The organism is Klebsiella sp. HMSC16A12, from assembly GCF_001808265.1.
In the GTDB taxonomy this organism is placed as follows: Bacteria; Pseudomonadota; Gammaproteobacteria; order Enterobacterales; family Enterobacteriaceae; genus Klebsiella; species Klebsiella pneumoniae.
In genome coordinates, this window is the sequence record NZ_KV792651.1 from 25,274 (window position 1) to 42,368 (window position 17,095).

17 protein-coding genes are annotated in these 17,095 nt (G+C 58.1%); 9 read left to right on the top strand and 8 right to left on the bottom strand.

Annotation, left to right across the window (positions count from 1 at the left end; all coding sequences use genetic code 11):
* Positions 1-19: 19 nt before the first annotated feature.
* On the bottom strand, positions 20-790 hold the full coding sequence (zupT, locus tag HMPREF3140_RS26020; RefSeq protein WP_002916852.1) for a zinc transporter ZupT: 771 nt from the start codon (positions 788-790) through the stop codon (positions 20-22).
* A 186-nt stretch (positions 791-976) separates the two neighbouring features.
* On the opposite strand from zupT, the gene ygiD reads away from it, so the two are divergent.
* Positions 977-1,768, top strand: a complete 792-nt coding sequence (ygiD, locus tag HMPREF3140_RS26025) for a 4,5-DOPA-extradiol-dioxygenase (protein ID WP_070553172.1) — start codon at positions 977-979, stop codon at positions 1,766-1,768.
* Positions 1,769-1,812: 44 nt separating this feature from the next.
* On the opposite strand, the gene HMPREF3140_RS26030 is transcribed toward ygiD, so the two are convergent.
* From HMPREF3140_RS26030 to tolC, 3 genes are all read right to left on the bottom strand, one after another.
* Positions 1,813-2,973, bottom strand: coding sequence for a glutathionylspermidine synthase family protein (locus HMPREF3140_RS26030; protein WP_004900674.1), 1,161 nt, complete (start codon positions 2,971-2,973; stop codon positions 1,813-1,815).
* A gap of 5 nt (positions 2,974-2,978) precedes the next feature.
* A complete protein-coding gene (locus tag HMPREF3140_RS26035; protein WP_002916849.1) occupies positions 2,979-3,650 on the bottom strand; it encodes a DUF1190 family protein in 672 nt (223 codons plus the stop codon).
* A gap of 167 nt (positions 3,651-3,817) precedes the next feature.
* Positions 3,818-5,290: an outer membrane channel protein TolC gene (gene tolC, locus HMPREF3140_RS26040; protein ID WP_020316753.1), complete on the bottom strand. Its 1,473-nt coding sequence runs from the start codon at positions 5,288-5,290 to the stop codon at positions 3,818-3,820.
* 196 nt (positions 5,291-5,486) lie between these two features.
* Here tolC and nudF point away from each other — a divergent pair, with 196 nt between their 5' ends.
* From nudF to parE, 5 genes are read left to right on the top strand one after another with little or no spacing between them, the layout of a single operon-like run.
* Positions 5,487-6,119, top strand: a complete 633-nt coding sequence (gene nudF / locus HMPREF3140_RS26045; RefSeq protein WP_002916848.1) for an ADP-ribose diphosphatase — start codon at positions 5,487-5,489, stop codon at positions 6,117-6,119.
* Positions 6,116-6,538, top strand: coding sequence for a DUF1249 family protein (locus HMPREF3140_RS26050; protein WP_002916847.1), 423 nt, complete (start codon positions 6,116-6,118; stop codon positions 6,536-6,538). The genes nudF and HMPREF3140_RS26050 overlap by 4 nt, the downstream gene beginning before the upstream one ends.
* Before the next feature lie 24 nt (positions 6,539-6,562).
* Complete coding sequence (cpdA, locus tag HMPREF3140_RS26055; RefSeq protein WP_002916846.1) at positions 6,563-7,390, top strand: 3',5'-cyclic-AMP phosphodiesterase; 828 nt, start codon at positions 6,563-6,565, stop codon at positions 7,388-7,390.
* Positions 7,390-7,965, top strand: a complete 576-nt coding sequence (gene yqiA / locus HMPREF3140_RS26060) for an esterase YqiA (RefSeq protein ID WP_002916845.1) — start codon at positions 7,390-7,392, stop codon at positions 7,963-7,965. The genes cpdA and yqiA overlap by 1 nt, the downstream gene beginning before the upstream one ends.
* Positions 7,966-7,995: 30 nt before the next feature.
* Positions 7,996-9,891, top strand: a complete 1,896-nt coding sequence (parE, locus tag HMPREF3140_RS26065; RefSeq protein WP_070553174.1) for a DNA topoisomerase IV subunit B — start codon at positions 7,996-7,998, stop codon at positions 9,889-9,891.
* Positions 9,892-9,963: 72 nt separating this feature from the next.
* Here parE and HMPREF3140_RS26070 read toward each other — a convergent pair whose 3' ends face one another.
* The 4 genes from HMPREF3140_RS26070 to qseB all read right to left on the bottom strand — a co-directional run bounded on the left by HMPREF3140_RS26070 (position 9,964) and on the right by qseB (position 13,052).
* Positions 9,964-10,278, bottom strand: coding sequence for a putative quinol monooxygenase (locus tag HMPREF3140_RS26070; protein WP_004205233.1), 315 nt, complete (start codon positions 10,276-10,278; stop codon positions 9,964-9,966).
* Between the two features lie 81 nt (positions 10,279-10,359).
* Entirely contained in the window at positions 10,360-10,941 is a 582-nt protein-coding gene (locus HMPREF3140_RS26075) for an NAD(P)H-dependent oxidoreductase (protein WP_002916840.1), read from the bottom strand.
* Positions 10,942-11,046: 105 nt separating this feature from the next.
* Positions 11,047-12,396 (bottom strand): quorum sensing histidine kinase QseC, encoded by a 1,350-nt coding sequence (qseC, locus tag HMPREF3140_RS26080; protein WP_004149844.1) that lies wholly within the window; start codon positions 12,394-12,396, stop codon positions 11,047-11,049.
* Positions 12,393-13,052, bottom strand: a complete 660-nt coding sequence (qseB, locus tag HMPREF3140_RS26085) for a quorum sensing response regulator transcription factor QseB (RefSeq protein ID WP_002916836.1) — start codon at positions 13,050-13,052, stop codon at positions 12,393-12,395. Before qseB ends, qseC begins: the two co-directional genes overlap by 4 nt.
* Positions 13,053-13,202: 150 nt before the next feature.
* Here qseB and HMPREF3140_RS26090 point away from each other — a divergent pair, with 150 nt between their 5' ends.
* The 3 genes from HMPREF3140_RS26090 to parC all read left to right on the top strand — a co-directional run bounded on the left by HMPREF3140_RS26090 (position 13,203) and on the right by parC (position 16,925).
* Complete coding sequence (locus tag HMPREF3140_RS26090; protein ID WP_002916833.1) at positions 13,203-13,598, top strand: YgiW/YdeI family stress tolerance OB fold protein; 396 nt, start codon at positions 13,203-13,205, stop codon at positions 13,596-13,598.
* 77 nt (positions 13,599-13,675) lie between these two features.
* Entirely contained in the window at positions 13,676-14,545 is an 870-nt protein-coding gene (locus HMPREF3140_RS26095) for an AraC family transcriptional regulator (RefSeq protein ID WP_002916831.1), read from the top strand.
* Positions 14,546-14,666: 121 nt separating this feature from the next.
* On the top strand, positions 14,667-16,925 hold the full coding sequence (gene parC / locus HMPREF3140_RS26100) for a DNA topoisomerase IV subunit A (protein ID WP_004181324.1): 2,259 nt from the start codon (positions 14,667-14,669) through the stop codon (positions 16,923-16,925).
* The last annotated feature ends 170 nt before the right edge of the window (positions 16,926-17,095 follow it).

Sequence of the window (17,095 nt, forward strand, 5' to 3'; positions counted from 1 at the left end):
GCTGTGTTGTTTCTGCGCTTTAACCGATGCCCATCGTCTGGAGTACCACCAGGCTCAGCCCCATGACCGACATCCCGCACAGGACGCCGTAGCTTGGATTGCTTTGCGGATCGATCTCTTTCGCCAGCGGCATCAGTTCATCGACCGACAGCGCCACCATAATCCCGGCGACGGCAGCCATGATCGCGCCCATCACCAGCGGCGAGACCAGGCTCCCCAGAATCAACCACGCCAGCACGCCGCCCAAAATTTCCGCCATGCCGGAAAGCCCGGCCCAGAGCACCGCTTTGCTGCGCGAGCCGGTGGCGGCATACACCGGTCCGGCAACCGCCAGTCCTTCCGGAATATTGTGCAGGGCGACGGCAAGGGCGACGCCCATGCCAAGCTCGAGGTTGTTGCTGGCCGTGACATAGGTGGCGATCCCTTCCGGAAAGTTATGCAGGCTGATCCCCAGCGTCAGAAGAATAGCGGTGCGGCGTAAGTTGCGCGGGCGCGGCATGGCGGGAGTCATCAGATCCTGCGGGTGGGCGTGCGGCAGCAGGCGGTCAAGACCAAAGTAACCCAGCAGGCCGACAACAAACATTCCGTAGCCGAGCAGCGGCGACATGCCCTCGGCGGCCAGCGCGGCAGGCAGCATTTCCATCAACGAAATTAATAGCATAATCCCGGCGGCAAAGCCGAGGGAGAAGCCAAGCAGGCGGTTAGAGGGTTTCTGGCCAATCACGCCGAATATGGCGCCAATGAAGGTTGCGCTACCGGCTAACAGCGTCAATATTAAGGGTGATGACATCGCTTCTCTCCCTGTGAAAATAATTACATACGAGTATATTGCCTGAGGATGCGCGTACGGGACACGTCCCTTTACCGCGAATTACATTCAAATTTTCTGACGATCATCATCATGGTTATCTGAGTTTATCCTGGCGCAAAAGCGCGTAATGTGAGCACATCACATTGACACCCTAAGGATATCATCATGTCCCGTACCCGAATGCCCGCGTTGTTTCTCGGCCATGGCAGCCCAATGAACGTGCTGGAAGACAACCGTTATACCCGCGCCTGGGCTCAACTGGGCGAAACCCTGCCGCGTCCGAAAGCGATCGTGGTGGTCTCTGCGCACTGGTTTACGCGCGGTACGGGCGTAACGGCGATGGAGGCGCCGAAGACCATTCATGACTTCGGCGGTTTTCCGCAGGCGCTGTATGACACGCATTATCCGGCGCCGGGCTCTCCGGCGCTGGCGCAACGGCTGGTGGAGCTGCTCTCGCCGGTGCCGGTCACCCTCGATACAGAAGCCTGGGGATTTGACCATGGCTCGTGGGGCGTGCTGATTAAAATGTATCCGCAGGCGGATATCCCGATGGTTCAGTTGAGCATCGACAGCACCAAACCGCCGGCCTGGCATCTCGAAATGGGGCGGAAACTGACCTCGCTGCGTGATGAAGGCATTATGCTGGTGGCCAGCGGCAACGTGGTGCATAACCTGCGCACCGCCCGCTGGCATGGCGAGAACACGCCGTACCCTTGGGCAGAGTCCTTCAATAACTACGTGAAAGCGAATCTGCAATGGCAGGGGCTGGACGAGCAACACCCGCTGGTTAACTACCTGGCACACGAAGGGGGCTCGCTCTCCAATCCGACGGCGGAGCATTTCCTGCCGCTGCTGTATGTCCTGGGGACGTGGGATGGCGTTGAGGCGATGACGATCCCGGTCGATGGTATCGAGATGGGCTCGCTGAGCATGCTGTCGGTGTTGGTTGGCGCCTGATGATAGCGCGCTCCGGCGGCATTTACCGTCGCCGGAGCGCGGCATTATTCGACGAAAATGTGCGGATAGAAGCGCGACAGATCCTGGGTGATCAGCGCCCGGTCTTCGCGAATACCGATCCCTGCAGGCTGGTCGTTGATGAGCCAGCTGCCAATCAGCGTATAGCTATCGCCAAACTTCGGCAGCGGGTAAAACGCCTGCACGATGGTGCCTTCTTCCCCGTACGGGCCTTCTACTGCCTCCACCACTTTGCCATTTTCAACGATCGACACGTTAGCGCCTTCGCGGGAGAAGATTGGCTTAATGACGTACTTCTCCATCTCCGGGTGAGCATCTTCGCTGAAGTAGGCCGCCAGCAGATTAGGGTGATTGGGGAACATCTCCCACAGCATCGGCAGCAGCGCCTTGTTGGAGATAATGCTTTTCCACGCCGGCTCCAGCCAGCGGACGCCAGCGTCTTCCAGCTTGGTGGAGAACATCTCCCGCAGCATAAACTCCCACGGATAGAGCTTGAACAGATTGCCAATCACCTGATCCTGCAGATCGGTAAACTGGCCTTTTTCGCCCAGGCCGATATCTTCAACGTAGAGGAATTCCGTCGCCAGCCCCGCTTCAGCGGCGCAGTCCTGCAGATACTGCACGGTACCGCGATCTTCAACGGTATCGCGGCAGCAGGCCATATGCAGCAGCTGAAAGCCAAACTGCTCGCGCAGCTCGCCGAAGCGATCGATCAGCTTTTCCTGCAAACTGTTGAACTGGTCGCTGCCCGCCGGCAGCTTGCCGGCGTTGAGCTGATCTTCCAGCCAGATCCACTGGAAGAAGGCCGCTTCATACAGCGAGGTCGGGGTGTCGGCATTGTTCTCCAGCAGCTTCGGTTCGCCGACGCCATCCCAGGCCAGGTCGAGACGTGAGTAGAGCGACGGCTGGTTGGTTTTCCACGACTGGCGTACAAAACCCCAGGTGTGTTTAGGGATGCGGAATTTGGTCATCAGCTCATCGCTGGCGATCACTTTTTCCACCACCTGGAGGCACATCTGATGTAGCTCAGCGGTGACCGCTTCCAGCTTTTCCACCTGCGCGAGGGTCAGCTTGTAATACGCCTCTTCGCTCCAGTAGGGCTCGCCGTACATGGTATGGAAGTTGAAACCGTACTCGGTCGCTTTCTCGCGCCAGTCCGGGCGCTCGGTAATACTGACTCTTTCCATGTTGCTTAGCCGCCCATTGAGCGAGAAGAGGACGTTGAGCCTGCGGCGCTACGCTGCATGGTCGACTGTTTCGCTACCGACTCGCCAAAGCCGCCGCGGGTGACGGTGGTGGTGGTGGCTGGCTTCGGCGCCATCGCGGTTTTCGGCACGTTCATGGTGCGGCCCGGCTGGGCGGCGCCATAGCTCTTGCCGCTGGCGTCAGTGTACTGACCGTAGGCCGGGCTGGCCGGATTTTTCGAGCTGAACAGCGGCTGCTGTTGCGCCATGCCGCCGCCCATCAGGCGGCCCATCATGTAGCCGGCCATCAGCGGCATCCAGAAGCTGCCGCTGCTTTGCGCCTGCGCCTGGTTTTCCGGGGCGACGCCCGCCTGGGCTGGCGTCTGCTGGCACTGGCCTTCGCCAAACTCGGCGACGCAGTCTTCGCGGGTGGCATACTTCGGCGCAGTGCGCTCTGCCTCTTTTACCGCGTTGGTGTAGGCCGTGGTGCATTCGGCTGCTTTGCCCGGGTTGGCGGCGGAGCAGTCATCGGCGTTCTGGTACAGCGACACCGTTTCGTCGCTTTTTTCACAACCGGCGAGCATAAAGACCGCGGTAACGGCCAGCGCGACCGGCGTCAGATGGCGTGCGCTCCAGCTTTTGCGGAACGACGAATGATTAATATTTTTTGTCCGTTTCATATTTGTCTTCCAGGACCCAGTGGTATGGCGTGTGTTAACGCTCAGGATAGAGGATGAGTGGTGGAAAATGAAGCGAAGAGGGGCGCTAAGCGGGGGATCTTTACGTTGCCTTACGTTTAACGCATCGCCTGGCCGACGGACAGGCGATGCGCATCACAGTATGAGAATTACTGACGGAACGGATTGCTGCCGCTGCTCTGGTTGGTTCGTGCGGACACCGGCTTCACCGCCGCGGTAGTGTTGCCGTAGCCATCAGCGGTGGCATCCTGTTGCGGATTTTCCGGCGCGACGCTATCTGCGGAGGTGGAGATGGGTTTACCCAGCGTGTTGTTCAGGGCGACCAGATCCTGCTCGTTCAGGGTACCTAACGCCGACTTAATGTTCAGCTCGTTGATCAGGTAGTTGTAGCGCGCATTCGAGAGCTGCTGCTTAGCGTTATACAGCGTAGTGGTGGCGTCGAGGACGTCAACGATAGTACGCGTACCCACCGAGTAGCCAGCTTCCATGGCATCCAGGGAGCTTTGCGCAGAGACCACCGCCTGTTTGTAGGCGTTGATGCTGCTGATGGAGGCGTTCACGTTGTTAAACGATGAACGCACAGTCTGCACGACGCTGCGGTGGGCGCTTTCCAGCTGCTCGCTGGCGCCAACGAAGTTGTATTGCGCCTGTTTGACCTGCGAGGTCACCGCGCCGCCCTGATACAGTGGCAGAGAGAAGTTCAGGCCGATTTGGTTCTGCCCGGCATCGTTATCCTGGTATTGCTGAGGATTATTATGGGTTTTTGAACCACTGTAGCTAGTATTCGATATCCCACTCGACGCGGATAGGCTGAGCGTCGGCAAATGGCCGTCCTGCGCCTGGCGAATCTGCTCGCGAGCCAGGTCCTGGTTCAGACGCGCCTGCAGCAGCGACAGGTTGCGGTTCTCCGCTTCCTTCAGCAGGGCGTTGACCGCCTGCGGCTTGTTGGTTTTGAAGCCATTCACGTTCAGGGAGGCCAGCTCCGGATAGTAATTACCGGTGACCTGACGCAGTTCTTCGACGGCGTTGTCGAGATCGTTACGCGCGGTGACTTCGTTCGCCAGCACGGCATCGTATTGTGAACGGGCGTTCTGTACGTCGGTGATCGCCACCAGGCCTACGTTAAAGCGCTGCGTGGTTTGATCCAACTGGCGGTAAATAGCCTGTTTCTGCGCTTCGGTATAGGAGAGCGTGTCGATGGCGGCCAGCACTTTAAAATAGGCCGTCGCGGTATTCAGAATCAGTGTTTGCTGATCGGTCTGATACGTGACATCCTGAATCCCTGCCGTTTTTTCCTGCAGCGTCAGGGCGCGCCATTTCGACATATCAAACAGAACCTGCGTTAACTGCAGCGAGCCGCTGGTGACGTTTGAATTGATGCCGTTGCTGTCGCGATAGCCATTGTTATAGGTATAATCCGCTCCCAGCCCAAGCTGAGGCAGTAATGGACTGCGCGCTTCGTTGATCTTTTCGAACGCGGCGTCACGATCGGCTGCCGATTTACGCAGATCGGGGTTGCTGATGCGTGCCTGCTGGTAAACCTGAAGCAGGTTTTCCGCCTGGCTCATGGCGCTGAACCCGGTCAGGCTCAGGCCGATAAGAATGGGGAGCAATTTCTTCATTTGCATTCCTTGTTGTGAAGCATTTAGCGCTGGTCTAATTCTAAGAAAAATTCCGCTGATTGTATCGATTCTGCCGCCGTAAAAAGTTGGCGTTACGTGCCATCCGGCGGTAATTTGCACCAATCTAACATACGGACCGTAAAACGGTAGCCAAACGGTTTGGAAATCCCTAATTTCAGATTCGCAGGACATGACAATGAGCAAACCCACGCAGCAGGGAATTACCTTCTCCAAAAATGATGTAGAAATTATTGCACGCGAAACGCTATATCGTGGTTTTTTTTCGCTCGATTTATACCGTTTTCGCCACCGCCTGTTTAACGGCGGCATGAGTGGCGAAATCACCCGTGAAATTTTTGAGCGCGGGCACGCCGCCGTCTTGCTACCCTTTGACCCGGTGCGCGACGAAGTGGTGCTGGTCGAACAAATCCGTATCGCCGCCTATGATACCAGCGAGAGCCCGTGGCTGCTGGAGATGGTCGCCGGCATGATTGAAGCGGGTGAAACGGTGGAAGATGTTGCCCGTCGGGAAGCGCTGGAGGAGGCCGGGCTTGAAGTTGGGCGGACGAAACCAATATTAAGCTATCTGGCCAGTCCCGGCGGCACCAGCGAACGGTTATCGATCCTGGTGGGAGAAGTTGATGCATCGACGGCAAAAGGCATTCACGGCCTGGCCGAGGAAAACGAGGATATTCGGGTGCATGTGGTGAGTCGGGAGCAGGCTTACCAGTGGGTAGAAGAGGGGAAAATCGACAACGCAGCCTCTGTCATCGCCTTGCAATGGCTGCAATTGCATTATCACAATTTACGAAATGAGTGGACAAAATGAAGCGTTATACACCTGACTTCCCTGAGATGATGCGCCTGTGCGAGACCAACTTCGCGCAGTTGCGCCGCCTGTTGCCGCGAACGGATGCAGCGGGTGAGAAGGTAAGCTATCAGGTGGGAAGCGCGCAGTATCGGTTAACGATAGTTGAATCGACCCGCTACACTACTCTGGTGGCAATAGAGCAGACTCTGCCTGCAGTGAGCTACTGGAGCCTGCCATCGATGACCGTCCGCCTCTACCATGACGCCATGGTGGCCGAAGTGTGTTCGAGTCAGCAGATCTTTCGCTTCAAAGCGCGATATGATTATCCTAATAAAAAGTTGCATCAACGCGACGAAAAGCATCAAATTAACCAGTTTTTGGCCGACTGGCTGCGTTACTGTTTAGCACATGGAGCGATGGCGATTCCGGTTTGTTAGCGTCGTTAAACCTAAGGACACCATTTGGAAAGCCTGTTAAACCTACCTCTGGCTGGTGAGGCCAGAGTCAGGATATTACAAATTACTGATACTCACCTGTTTGCTGAAAAGCATGAAACGTTGTTAGGCATCAATACCTGGGATAGCTATCAGGCCGTACTGTCGGCCATTCATGCCTCACAGCGTCCATGCGATCTGATTGTCGCAACAGGCGATCTGGCGCAGGACCACTCCTCCGCGGCCTATCAGCATTTTGCTGAGGGCATCGCGAGTTTTGCTGCACCCTGCGTCTGGCTACCGGGCAACCATGATTTCCAGCCGGCGATGTACAGCACCCTGCAGGAGGCGGGCATTTCCCCTGCCAAGCGCGTGTTTCTCGGCGATCGCTGGCAGATCCTGCTGCTCGACAGCCAGGTGTTTGGCGTTCCCCATGGCGAGCTGAGCGACTTCCAGCTGGAGTGGCTCGAACATAAGCTGGCGGAGGCGCCGGAGCGCTATACCTTACTCCTGCTGCACCATCATCCGCTGCCGGCCGGCTGCAGCTGGCTGGATCAGCATAGTCTGCGCAATGCCGGCGCGCTGGACAGCGCGTTGAGCGCCTGGCCGCGGGTGAAGCATCTTTTGTGCGGCCATATTCATCAGGAACTGGATCTCGACTGGAATGGCCGGCGCATGATGGCGACGCCGTCGACCTGCGTCCAGTTTAAACCGCACTGTGCCAATTTCACTCTGGATACGGTGTCACCGGGCTGGCGCTGGCTGGAGCTTCACCCTGACGGGACGCTGACCACCGAAGTGTGCCGCCTGGAAGGCGCCGCGTTTCATCCGGATATTGCTTCAGAAGGCTACTGATGGCGACGCTCCTTTATCTGCATGGCTTTAACAGCTCTCCGCGCTCGGCGAAGGCGACGGCGTTAAAGACCTGGCTGGCGCAGCACTATCCTGAGATCACCATGGTGGTGCCGGAGTTGCCGCCTTACCCGGCGGAAACGGCGGAGCTGTTGGAGTCCATCGTGCTGGAGCACGGCGGCGAGCCGCTGGGGGTCGTAGGGTCGTCGCTGGGCGGCTACTACGCGACCTGGCTTTCGCAGTGCTTTATGCTGCCGGCGGTGGTGGTTAACCCGGCGGTGCGGCCGTTTGAACTACTAAACAATTTTCTCGGCCACAATGAGAATCCATACACCGGGCAGCAATATGTGCTAGAGTCTCGCCATATTTACGATCTCAAAGTCATGCAAATCGACCCGCTCGAAGCGCCGGATTTACTCTGGCTGCTGCAGCAGACCGGGGATGAAGTGCTTGATTACCGCCAGGCCGTGCATTACTACGCCTCTTGCCGGCAGACGGTAGAGGAGGGCGGTAATCACGCATTTGTCGGCTTTGACGATCATTTCACTCAGATTATCGAATTTCTCGGCCTGCGCTAAACGGCCCTGAACGACCTACGAATACACACCATGACGCAATCTTCATATAATGCTGATGCCATTGAGGTACTCACCGGGCTAGAGCCGGTGCGCCGCCGTCCGGGCATGTATACCGACACCACTCGTCCTAACCATCTTGGTCAGGAAGTTATTGATAACAGTGTGGATGAAGCGCTGGCAGGCCACGCCAAACGCGTGGAAGTTATCCTTCATGCCGACCAGTCCCTGGAGGTCATTGACGATGGTCGTGGGATGCCGGTCGACATCCACCCGGAAGAGGGCGTGCCGGCGGTTGAGCTGATCCTCTGCCGGCTGCATGCGGGCGGTAAGTTTTCCAATAAAAACTATCAGTTTTCCGGCGGCCTGCACGGGGTGGGGATCTCGGTGGTCAACGCCCTGTCAAAACGCGTGGAGGTCAACGTGCGTCGCGACGGTCAGGTCTACAGCATCGCCTTTGAAAATGGTGAAAAAGTGGAAGACCTGCACGTCACCGGCACCTGCGGCAAACGCAATACCGGGACCAGCGTCCATTTCTGGCCGGACGAAAGCTTCTTCGACAGCCCGCGCTTTTCCGTTTCACGTCTGACCCACCTGTTAAAAGCGAAAGCGGTGCTGTGCCCGGGCGTGGAAATTGTTTTCCGCGACCAGGTGAACAATAGCGAGCAGAGCTGGTGCTATGCCGATGGCCTGAACGATTACCTGAGCGAAGCGGTGAACGGCCTGCCGCTGCTGCCGGAAAAACCATTCGTCGGCGCCTTCTCCGGCGAGACGGAGGCGGTGGACTGGGCGCTACTGTGGCTGCCGGAAGGCGGCGAACTGCTGACCGAAAGCTACGTGAACCTGATCCCGACTATGCAGGGCGGGACGCACGTTAATGGCCTGCGTCAGGGGCTGCTCGACGCGATGCGTGAGTTCTGCGAGTACCGTAATATCCTGCCGCGCGGCGTGAAGCTGTCAGCGGAAGATATCTGGGATCGCTGCGCCTACGTGCTGTCGGTGAAGATGCAGGATCCGCAGTTCGCCGGGCAAACCAAAGAGCGCCTGTCGTCGCGCCAGTGCGCGGCGTTCGTCTCCGGCGTGGTGAAGGACGCCTTCAGCCTGTGGCTGAATCAGAACGTGCAGGCCGCGGAGCTGCTGGCGGAGATGGCCATCTCCAGCGCCCAGCGCCGTCTGCGCGCCGCCAAAAAAGTGGTGCGCAAAAAGCTGACCAGCGGTCCGGCGCTGCCGGGTAAGCTGGCGGACTGTACCGCCCAGGATCTGAACCGTACCGAGCTGTTCCTCGTCGAAGGGGATTCGGCGGGCGGCTCAGCCAAGCAGGCGCGCGATCGCGAATATCAGGCGATCATGCCGCTGAAGGGCAAGATCCTTAATACCTGGGAAGTCTCTTCCGATGAAGTTTTAGCTTCGCAAGAAGTGCACGACATTTCGGTGGCGATTGGTATTGACCCGGATAGCGATGATTTAAGCCAGCTGCGCTACGGTAAAATTTGTATTCTGGCGGATGCGGACTCCGATGGTCTGCACATTGCCACCCTGCTGTGCGCGCTGTTCGTAAGACATTTCCGTACCCTCGTGAAAGAGGGGCACGTCTATGTGGCGCTACCGCCGCTGTACCGTATCGACCTCGGTAAAGAGGTTTACTACGCGCTGACGGAAGAAGAAAAAACCGGCGTGCTGGAGCAGCTAAAGCGCAAGAAGGGCAAGCCAAACGTCCAGCGCTTTAAAGGGCTCGGTGAGATGAACCCGATGCAGCTGCGCGAAACCACCCTTGACCCGAATACCCGCCGCCTGGTGCAGCTGGTGATCAGCGATGAGGATGAGCAGCAGACCACGGCGATAATGGATATGCTGCTGGCCAAAAAGCGTTCGGAAGATCGTCGCAACTGGCTGCAGGAGAAGGGCGATATGGCGGGTCTGGAAGTGTAAGTCTGTACGCTGCGCCAGACGTAAAAGGGAGCCTCAGGCTCCCTTTTTCATGGCATTACTGAGTCGGCGGACTTAAACGCCGGCCTGCAGAATACGGATGGTGGTCTCCAGCACATCGCCTTTGACCGCTTCCGACCAGGCTTTCATGTGCGGGGTTTGCAGGTGTGCTTCAAGATGCGCGACGCTTTCCCACTGCTCGACCATGACGATAGAGTCGGGCGCCGTGGTCTGGAAGCTGACGCCGGCGGCATGATCCACCATAGGCGCATAGCCGTGGCAGCCGGCCTCCTGCAAAACGGTCGGAATAATTTTCGCGAACTGATCGAGAACCGCCTGGCGGTGGTGCTGGCCCGGGCGGGTACGGATTTCTGCAATCACTGTTAACATGGTTAACTCAACTCCTTCTGTGTGGATCTTGTCATACTCCAGGTTCCAATAACTCGAAATATGTAGAGCATAGACCCCTAGTTAACCAAAAATTTCCGCCAGATGCTTGCGATATTCTGCGATATACCGTGGGACATCAGGCATTTTAATCACGTCGTTGGCGATAAAGGTCGGCAATGCCTCCATGCCGAGGAACTGATTGGCTTTATGGAACGGCAGGTAAACGCCGTCAACGCCGACGCCGTGGAAGAACTGGTCTTTGTCGGTGAAGGCTTCCATCGGCGCGTTCCAGGTCAGAGAAAGCATATATTTTTTCCCCTGCACCAGGCCGCCGGAGCCATATTTTTTGCTGGCGTCGGAGCGGGTACGGCCATCGCTGGCGTACAGCGAGCCGTGGCCTTCGGTAAAGACGTCATCCATATATTTTTTCACCGTCCACGGAGCGCCCATCCACCAGCCCGGCATCTGCCAGATCACCACATCGGCCCACAGGAAATTCTGTACTTCTTCTTTTACGTCGTACTCGCTTTCGGCGCGAACGCTTTTAACATCGTGCCCGGCGTCGCGCAGATAACTCTCCGCGACCTCGGTCAGGGTGTCGTTCAGTTGACCATTAGAGTGCGCGAACTTTTTCGCCCCATTGATAATCAGGATGTTGCTCATTTTTTACCCTCATATATGAAAATTGCCGACGATCTTACCCCGCGAAGCGGGGCAGTAAAATGAGCAAAATGTGCAAAGTCTTTTGCCAAATGAGCAATAATCTCGCTACCAGTACACGCGGGCCTCGAAGCCGCCGTCGCGCGCGTTGGCAAAATCAACCTGCATGCCGTGCAGCGAGGCGATGCGCCGGACGATCGACAAGCCCAGGCCGCTGCCCGGCGCCTCCTGCCCCGGCGGACGATAAAAACGCTCGCCAATACGCGAGAGCGCCTGCGGGCTAATGCCTGGGCCGTTATCGCGCACCCGGAACTCGCGGGCGTTGAGCGTGATATCGACCTGGCTGCCGCGCGGGCTATAGCGTACGGCGTTATCCAGCAGATTGCGCACCAGCAGACTGAGCAGCAGCGGCTGGCCGGTGCGGACGATATGGCTGGCATTAAGATGCAGGCGCAGCTCAATCCCGGACTGCTGCGCCGGGTGATACATCTCCATCACTGCCGACTGCAGCAGATCGGCGATAGCGACCTGCTGCACATCATCCAGTTGGGCGAGCGAGTCCAGCCGCGACAGCGTCAGCAGCTGATCCACCAGTCGGGTGGCGCGATCGATCCCCTGGTGGAGCTGATCCAACGCTTTCTCACGCCCTTCGGGATCGTCCAGGGAGAGTTGGGCGACTTCGGTCTGTACCTTCAGCGCCGCCAGCGGGCTGCGTAGCTCATGGGCGGCATCAGAGGTAAACCGACGCTCGCGCAGCATGGCGTCGTGAGTGCGTCGGAACAGCTGATTCAGCGCTTCGACCAGCGGGCGAACTTCGGCGGGGATCTTCTCCACGCTGAGCGAATCCGCCGAGTCCGGCGCGCGCAGGCGCAGCGTGCGCGCCAGATTTTTCAATGGCGCCAGCTCGCGGCTTAACAGCACGATAAGCAGCACGAACATCAGCGGCAGGGCAACCATCCACGGGGTGAGCTGCGAGGTCACGATATCCATCGCCATTTCGCGCCGGTAATCCCACTCCTGGCCGACGGCGATGCGGTAGCGGCCGTCGGCGGTGGTTAACCACAGGAAACGCCACTCGTCATCGTCGTCACGCAGATAGCCATCGCTGAATCCCTCGCGCTGCGAATTCCACTGAATATCCTCTCCGTTCTCGCCGTCATTAAGCACCATTTTGCCGTCGCGGGTGAAGATGGCGAACGCCAGCGCGTCGTCATCGATGTGCCCGTGGCGTACCTTTTTCTTTTCCCCGAGCAAGGCGGGCGGGGCGCGCAGTTCATCGAAATGCATGACGCTCAGGCGGCGAGCGAACAGCAGCTGCTGGGTATCGAACAGCTTATCCAGCTTTTTGCTGGTCTGCTGCCAGGCGATAACGCTGGCCATCCCCCAGGCGGCGGTGGTCAGTACGGCAAACAGCAGCGTCAGGCGCAGGCGCAGGCTCAGGCGGGCAAGTCGTTTCATGCGTCACCCAGGGTATAGCCGATGCCGTGGACGGTACGGATAAAGTCGCTGCCGAGCTTGCGGCGCAGATGATGGACGTGAACTTCCACGGCGTTGCTGGAGACCTCGTCGTCCCAGGTGTAGAGCTTTTCCTCGATAAGCTTACGCGGCAATACGCGCCCGGCGTTGCGCATAAGCAGTTCCAGCAGGGCGAACTCCTTCGGCTTCAGCGCCAGGCTTTCGCCGTCGAGGCTGGCGGTTAAGCGGTTCGGATCGAGGATCACCTTGCCGTGGCGCAGTTCGCTGCTGCTCTGGCCGTGCGCGCGGCGGATCAACGCTTCGAGGCGCGCTGCCACCTCAATCAGGGCGAAAGGTTTGCACAGGTAGTCATCGGCGCCCAGGCGCAGGCCCTCCACCCGCTGGCTGAGGGCATCGCGGGCGGTGAGGATCAACACCGGCTCATGGCGGCCTTTATCGCGCCATTCGCGCAGAATATCGAGGCCATCGATGCCGGGTAGGGTGAGGTCAAGGATTGCGGCGTCGTAGGGGGCGCTGTATAAGGCATTTTTGCCCTCCAGCCCGGCGGTAAACCAGTCAATGCTAAAGCCCATTTTGCTCAGCCCGGCTTTGATGCCGTCGCCGATAAGCTTGTCATCTTCCACCAGTAATATGCGCATGTTTCCCTCCGACGATCCCGTTTCTTTGCGCAGTAAACCGCGTTGAAGCGGGTGATGTACAGCATTAAAATTTCTTTTTTCCGCTTAAGAAGTCGTTAAGTTTTGTCGGGCGTAATAGGAGCCATACCAACACAAAAGGGAGAATATAAGATGAAAAAAATTGCTGCGATGACCGCGATTATTGCTTTGGTTTCCATGCCGGTACTGGCCGCCGGGCAGGGAGGATTCACCGGACCGTCGACTACCACTACCACCCAGGCTGGCGGCTTCACCGGGCCGAGCGGCGCGGTGACCACCGTGGCGAACGCCAAGTCGCTGCGCGATGACACCTGGGTGACCCTGCGCGGTAAAATCGTCGAGCGCATCTCTGATGACCTGTATAAATTCCAGGATGCTTCCGGGGTGATCAATGTCGATATCGACCACAAGCGCTGGAACGGCGTGACCGTCGGCCCGCAGGACACAGTAGAAATTCAGGGGGAAGTCGATAAGGACTGGAACTCGGTAGAAATCGACGTTAAACAGATCCGTAAAATCGCGCCATAAGTCTCCGTCGGATAAGCGCAAGATCGGTCAGGAATCGCGATCCTCGCTCTGTCAGAGTATGTCGCGAGGAGGAGACGATGAACGATATTAAGGCCAGCCCGGCGTATGTCGGGCGCTTCCAGCGCGTCTGTAGGTACATTGCGCGCCATCTTGATGAGCCGCTGTCGTTGGAGACGCTGAGCGCGATAGCGCACAGTTCGCCTTACCATTTTCACCGGCAATTTAGCGCTTATACCGGCATTCCATTGTACCGGTATATTCAGTGGTTGCGTCTGCGACGCGCCTGTTGGCGCCTGGCGTTCAACCCCCGCGATAAAGTCATTGATATTGCCCTTGATGCCGGATTTCAGAATGCGGAGTCGTTCAGTCGTGCCTTCCGTACCGCGTTTGACCAAAGCCCGACCCAATTCCGTCAACAACCGGACTGGGCCGAGTGGCATCGACGCGTACCGAAACATACGCTACAGGAGCAAACGTCGATGGACGTCAACATTATTTCGTGCCCCTCCACCCGGATAGCCGTACTGCAACATCGCGGTAGCCCGGACCTTGTCAACGCCACCGCCGCGCGTTTTATCGCCTGGCGTAAGACGAGCGGACTATCGCCCGTCGCCACCAGCGATACCTGGGGGATCGCCTGGGACGATCCGCAGACCACCCCGCAGGAGGCATTTCGTTTTGATATCTGCGGTACGGTCGATCGGCCGGTTGGTGAAAACGCCTTTGGCGTGATTAACGGCGAAATCCCCGGCGGACGCTGCGCCGTCGTGCGCCATCACGGCTCGCTGGACACGCTGGCGAACAGCGTTTGGTTTCTCTATCGCGACTGGTTACCCGCTTCAGGCGAGACGTTACGGGATTTTCCGGTGTACTTCCGTTACCTCAATTTTGTCCATGAGGTGGCTGAGCATGAACTGCAAACCGATATTTATCTGCCGCTGGCCTGATTAAGCGTGACGGAATCCTCAGCCGATCTCACGGCCTGTGACTCAGGGCGTGAGATCGGGTATTATCGCGGGTAGTTTTGCCGTCCGAACGGTCGGTACCCAGATTGAGGATCCACGATTAATGAGCGATATGGCAGAGCGCCTTGCGCTGCATGAATTTACGGAAAATGCTTACCTGAACTACTCCATGTACGTGATCATGGACAGGGCATTACCGTTTATTGGCGATGGCTTAAAACCGGTCCAGCGTCGCATCGTCTATGCGATGTCCGAGCTGGGGCTGAACGCCAGCGCGAAATTCAAAAAGTCCGCCCGCACCGTCGGCGACGTGTTGGGTAAATATCACCCGCACGGCGACAGCGCCTGCTATGAAGCGATGGTGCTGATGGCGCAGCCGTTCTCTTACCGCTATCCGCTGGTGGATGGTCAGGGAAACTGGGGGGCGCCGGACGATCCCAAATCTTTCGCCGCCATGCGTTACACCGAATCCCGCCTGTCGAAGTATGCCGAGCTGCTGCTCAGCGAGCTGGGGCAGGGGACGGTCGACTGGGTGCCAAACTTTGACGGCACGCTGCAGGAGCCGAAAATGCTGCCAGCGCGTCTGCCGAACATCCTGCTGAACGGCACCACCGGCATCGCGGTAGGCATGGCGACCGATATTCCTCCGCACAACCTGCGGGAAGTGGCCAAAGCGGCGATTACGCTGATTGAGCAGCCGAAAACCACCCTCGACGAACTGCTGGATATCGTACAGGGGCCGGATTTCCCGACCGAGGCGGAGATCATCACCTCGCGGGCGGAAATTCGCAAAATCTACCAGAACGGGCGCGGCTCAGTGCGCATGCGCGCGGTGTGGAGTAAAGAGGACGGCGCGGTGGTGATCAGTGCGCTGCCGCATCAGGTCTCTGGCGCCAAAGTGCTGGAGCAGATTGCGGCGCAGATGCGCAATAAAAAGCTGCCGATGGTTGACGATCTGCGCGACGAATCGGACCACGAAAACCCGACCCGTCTGGTGATTGTCCCGCGCTCCAACCGGGTGGATATGGAACAGGTGATGAACCACCTGTTCGCCACCACCGATCTGGAGAAGAGCTACCGCATCAACCTCAATATGATCGGCCTTGACGGCCGCCCGGCGGTGAAAAACCTGCTGGAGATCCTCAGCGAGTGGCTGGTGTTCCGTCGCGATACCGTGCGTCGCCGTCTAAACCATCGGTTAGAGAAAGTGCTGAAGCGCCTGCATATCCTCGAAGGTTTGCTGGTGGCGTTTCTTAATATCGATGAAGTGATTGAGATCATCCGCACTGAAGATGAACCGAAGCCGGCCCTGATGTCGCGCTTTGGCATCAGCGAAACCCAGGCGGAAGCGATTCTGGAATTAAAACTGCGCCACCTCGCCAAACTGGAAGAGATGAAGATCCGCGGCGAGCAGAGCGAGCTGGAAAAAGAGCGCGACCAGCTGCAGGCGATTCTGGCGTCTGAACGTAAGATGAACAACCTGCTGAAAAAAGAGCTGCAGGCCGATGCCGATGCCTTCGGCGACGACCGTCGCTCGCCGCTTCACGAGCGTGAAGAAGCGAAAGCGATGAGCGAGCATGACATGCTGCCGTCCGAGCCGGTGACTATCGTTCTGTCGCAGATGGGCTGGGTGCGCAGCGCCAAAGGACACGACATTGACGCCCAGGGCTTGAGCTATAAGGCGGGCGACAGCTGGAAAGCCTCGGCGAAGGGCAAGAGCAACCAGCCGGTGGTGTTTATCGATACCACCGGACGCAGCTATGCCATCGATCCGATTACTCTGCCTTCCGCGCGTGGCCAGGGTGAACCGCTTACCGGCAAACTGACCCTGCCGCCGGGCGCGACCGTGGAGCATATGCTAATGGAAAGCGACGATCAGAAACTGCTGATGGCTTCCGACGCGGGCTACGGTTTCGTCTGTACCTTCAACGATCTGGTGGCGCGCAACCGTGCCGGTAAAGCGCTAATCACCCTGCCTGACAACGCGCACGTGATGCCGCCGCTGGTGATTGAGGATGAGTCCGATATGCTGCTGGCCATCACCGCCGCCGGGCGGATGCTGATGTTCCCGGTCAGCGATCTGCCGCAGCTGTCGAAAGGCAAGGGCAACAAAATTATCAGCATTCCGGCGGCGGAAGCCGCAGCCGGCCAGGACGGTCTGGCACATCTGTTTGTTCTGCCGCCGCAGAGTACGCTGACCATTCACGTCGGCAAACGGAAGATCAAACTGCGTCCGGAAGAGCTGCAAAAAGTCACCGGCGAGCGCGGCCGCCGCGGTTCGCTGATGCGCGGGCTGCAGAAAATTGACCGCGTGGAAATTGACTCGCCGCGTCGTGCCGCGGCAGGCGATAGCGAAGAGTAAGCGCGTCTCCTCCCGTCTTTGACGGGAGGAAACGAAAAAATGCCGCAAAATCGTTGTTTATTCAGGCGTTGCGATTAACAATGTCCATCATCAGGGACCCAGGAAGAACGGTCCCGGCCTGCGCAGAACTTGTGAGCCTGCCTTCTGCCAGCAGCGAATAATTCTAAGCG

Coding starts and splice junctions, on each gene's coding strand:
- HMPREF3140_RS26030 (WP_004900674.1), bottom strand. CDS start 2,973: ATGGAAAGAGTCAGTATTACCGAGCGCCCGGACTGGCGCGAGAAAGCG.
- zupT (WP_002916852.1), bottom strand. CDS start 790: ATGTCATCACCCTTAATATTGACGCTGTTAGCCGGTAGCGCAACCTTC.
- parE (WP_070553174.1), top strand. CDS start 7,996: ATGACGCAATCTTCATATAATGCTGATGCCATTGAGGTACTCACCGGG.
- HMPREF3140_RS26095 (WP_002916831.1), top strand. CDS start 13,676: ATGAACGATATTAAGGCCAGCCCGGCGTATGTCGGGCGCTTCCAGCGC.
- HMPREF3140_RS26050 (WP_002916847.1), top strand. CDS start 6,116: ATGAAGCGTTATACACCTGACTTCCCTGAGATGATGCGCCTGTGCGAG.
- HMPREF3140_RS26075 (WP_002916840.1), bottom strand. CDS start 10,941: ATGAGCAACATCCTGATTATCAATGGGGCGAAAAAGTTCGCGCACTCT.
- nudF (WP_002916848.1), top strand. CDS start 5,487: ATGAGCAAACCCACGCAGCAGGGAATTACCTTCTCCAAAAATGATGTA.
- tolC (WP_020316753.1), bottom strand. CDS start 5,290: ATGAAGAAATTGCTCCCCATTCTTATCGGCCTGAGCCTGACCGGGTTC.
- qseC (WP_004149844.1), bottom strand. CDS start 12,396: ATGAAACGACTTGCCCGCCTGAGCCTGCGCCTGCGCCTGACGCTGCTG.
- qseB (WP_002916836.1), bottom strand. CDS start 13,052: ATGCGCATATTACTGGTGGAAGATGACAAGCTTATCGGCGACGGCATC.
- yqiA (WP_002916845.1), top strand. CDS start 7,390: ATGGCGACGCTCCTTTATCTGCATGGCTTTAACAGCTCTCCGCGCTCG.
- HMPREF3140_RS26035 (WP_002916849.1), bottom strand. CDS start 3,650: ATGAAACGGACAAAAAATATTAATCATTCGTCGTTCCGCAAAAGCTGG.
- parC (WP_004181324.1), top strand. CDS start 14,667: ATGAGCGATATGGCAGAGCGCCTTGCGCTGCATGAATTTACGGAAAAT.
- HMPREF3140_RS26070 (WP_004205233.1), bottom strand. CDS start 10,278: ATGTTAACAGTGATTGCAGAAATCCGTACCCGCCCGGGCCAGCACCAC.
- ygiD (WP_070553172.1), top strand. CDS start 977: ATGTCCCGTACCCGAATGCCCGCGTTGTTTCTCGGCCATGGCAGCCCA.
- HMPREF3140_RS26090 (WP_002916833.1), top strand. CDS start 13,203: ATGAAAAAAATTGCTGCGATGACCGCGATTATTGCTTTGGTTTCCATG.